This is a genomic window from Streptomyces sp. NPDC048352 (assembly GCF_040651895.1).
Classification (GTDB): Bacteria; Actinomycetota; Actinomycetes; order Streptomycetales; family Streptomycetaceae; genus Streptomyces.
In genome coordinates, this window is record NZ_JBEZKZ010000163.1 from 1 (window position 1) to 2091 (window position 2091).

The 2091-nt window shown below is 74.4% G+C and carries 2 protein-coding genes; one reads left to right on the forward strand and one right to left on the reverse strand.

Going from position 1 to position 2091, the window contains the following annotated elements:
• Window positions 1-265: 265 nt before the first annotated feature.
• Entirely contained in the window at window positions 266-757 is a 492-nt protein-coding gene (locus AB0D45_RS34745; RefSeq protein ID WP_361600365.1) for a PH domain-containing protein, read from the reverse strand.
• Window positions 758-788: 31 nt separating this feature from the next.
• Here AB0D45_RS34745 and AB0D45_RS34750 point away from each other — a divergent pair, with 31 nt between their 5' ends.
• Complete coding sequence (locus AB0D45_RS34750) at window positions 789-1931, forward strand: NADH-quinone oxidoreductase subunit D (RefSeq protein ID WP_361600368.1); 1143 nt, start codon at window positions 789-791, stop codon at window positions 1929-1931.
• The last annotated feature ends 160 nt before the right edge of the window (window positions 1932-2091 follow it).

Genomic DNA, 2091 nt, shown 5'->3' on the forward strand with positions numbered 1-2091 from the left:
CGGGGCTCCGCCCCGGACCCCGGGCCCGGGCGCGCCGCCGGGCCGGACCCCGGCCGCTGGTCCGGCGGGGACGCGGGGGTGTCCCCCGGCTGCACGGCCCCGGCCTGCGGGTCCGGCGGGGGCGCGGGGATGTCCCCGGGCGGCGGGGGCGCCGGGGTGTCCCCCGGCTGCGGAGCCCCGCGCTGCGGGGCCCCCGGGTGCGGGGGTGTGGGGGTGCGTTCCGGGGGTGGGGGGGTCTGGTCCGGGTTGCGCGCGGGGTGCTCCGTCACAGGCCCGCCGACCTTGCTCCGCCCAGGGCCGTCAGGCGGTCGCGGAGGCGTTCCGCCTCCTCCGGGGCCAGTCCCGGGATCTTGGCGTCCGTCGCCGCGGCCGCCGTGTGCAGCTGGACGGAGGCCAGCCCGAAGCGGCGTTCCAGCGGCCCCGACGTCACCTCCACCAGCTGCATCCGCCCGTACGGGACCACCGTCTCCTCCCGCCACAGCACGCCCCGGCTGATCAGCAGGTCGTCCGCCCGCTCCGCGTACCGCCAGGACCGCCAGTTCCGCCCCACCAGCACCCACCCCCAGCCCAGGACACCGGGCCAGAACGCCGCGAAGGCCGCCCACCCCGGCCCGGCCGCCAGCCCCAGCGACACGCCGGTGGCCACCGTGAGGGGCACCGTCCAGACCACCAGCAGCAGCCGCCGGAGCCGGCGGAGCCCGCCCGGCAGGCCCACCCAGTCCGGCCGGCCCGTCTCACCCTTCGTCCCCGTCTCCATGGGCCCACCCTAGGACTGAGACAATGCGCCCATGACGGAGACCACGGTCGGCATCGGCGGTGCGGCGGAGAGCACCGACATGGTGCTCAACATCGGACCCCAGCACCCTTCCACCCACGGCGTGCTGCGCCTGCGGCTCGTCCTGGACGGCGAGCGCATCGCCAGCGCCGAACCGGTGGTCGGCTACATGCACCGGGGTGCCGAGAAGCTCTTCGAGGCGCGCGACTACCGCCAGATCGTGATGCTCGCGAACCGCCACGACTGGCTCTCCGCGTTCTCCAACGAGCTCGGCGTCGTCATGGCCGTCGAGCGGATGCTCGGCATGGAGGTCCCCGAGCGCGCGGTGTGGATGCGTACGCTCCTCGCCGAGCTGAACCGGGTGCTGAACCACCTGATGTTCCTCGGGTCGTACCCCCTCGAACTGGGCGGCATCACCCCGATCTTCCACGCGTTCCGCGAGCGCGAGGAGCTCCAGGCCGTCATGGAGGAGATCTCCGGCGGCCGCATGCACTACATGTTCAACCGCGTCGGCGGCCTCAAGGAGGACCTCCCCGCCGGCTGGCTCGGCCGGGCGCGCGCCGCCATCGCCGACGTCCGCACCCGCATGGACGTGTACGACAAGCTGGTCCACGGCAACGAGATCTTCCGCGGCCGCACCCGCGGCGTCGGCGTCCTGTCCGCCGAGGCGGTGCACGCGTACGGGGTCTCCGGCCCGATCGCGCGCGCCTCCGGCGTGGACTTCGACCTGCGCCGCGACGAGCCGTACCTGGCCTATGGGGACCTCCAGGACGTCCTCACCGTGGTCACCCGCACCGAGGGCGACTGCCTGGCCCGCTTCGAGGTGCTGCTCGACCAGACGCACAACGCCCTCGACCTGGCCGTGGCCTGCCTGGACCGGATGGCCGAGCTGCCGCCCGGCCCGGTCAACCAGCGGCTGCCGAAGGTGCTGAAGGCGCCCGAGGGGAGCACGTACGCCTGGACGGAGAACCCGCTCGGCATCAACGGCTACTACCTGGTGTCCAAGGGCGAGAAGACCCCGTACCGGCTGAAGCTGCGCAGCGCCTCCTTCAACAACATCCAGGCGCTGGCCGTGCTCCTGCCGGGGCAGCTGGTCGCGGACATGGTGTCGATCCTGGGCTCGCTCTTCTTCGTCGTCGGCGACATCGACAAGTAGCCCCCGCCCGCGCCCCGGACCTGACAGTCCGGCGCGAACCCGCCCGGGCCGGGGCGCGGCGGCGTCCTAGGGGGTGTCCGCGAAGTAGCGCCGGCCGCCCGAAGGGCGGGCCCTGCGGCGTCTGGTGCCGTGCATCGCAAGGCGGAGGGCCGCCCGCGTA

Excerpts from the sequence above, each read along its gene's own strand:
- AB0D45_RS34745 (WP_361600365.1), bottom strand. The coding sequence starts at position 757 with ATGGAGACGGGGACGAAGGGTGAGACGGGCCGGCCGGACTGGGTGGGC.
- AB0D45_RS34750 (WP_361600368.1), top strand. The coding sequence starts at position 789 with ATGACGGAGACCACGGTCGGCATCGGCGGTGCGGCGGAGAGCACCGAC.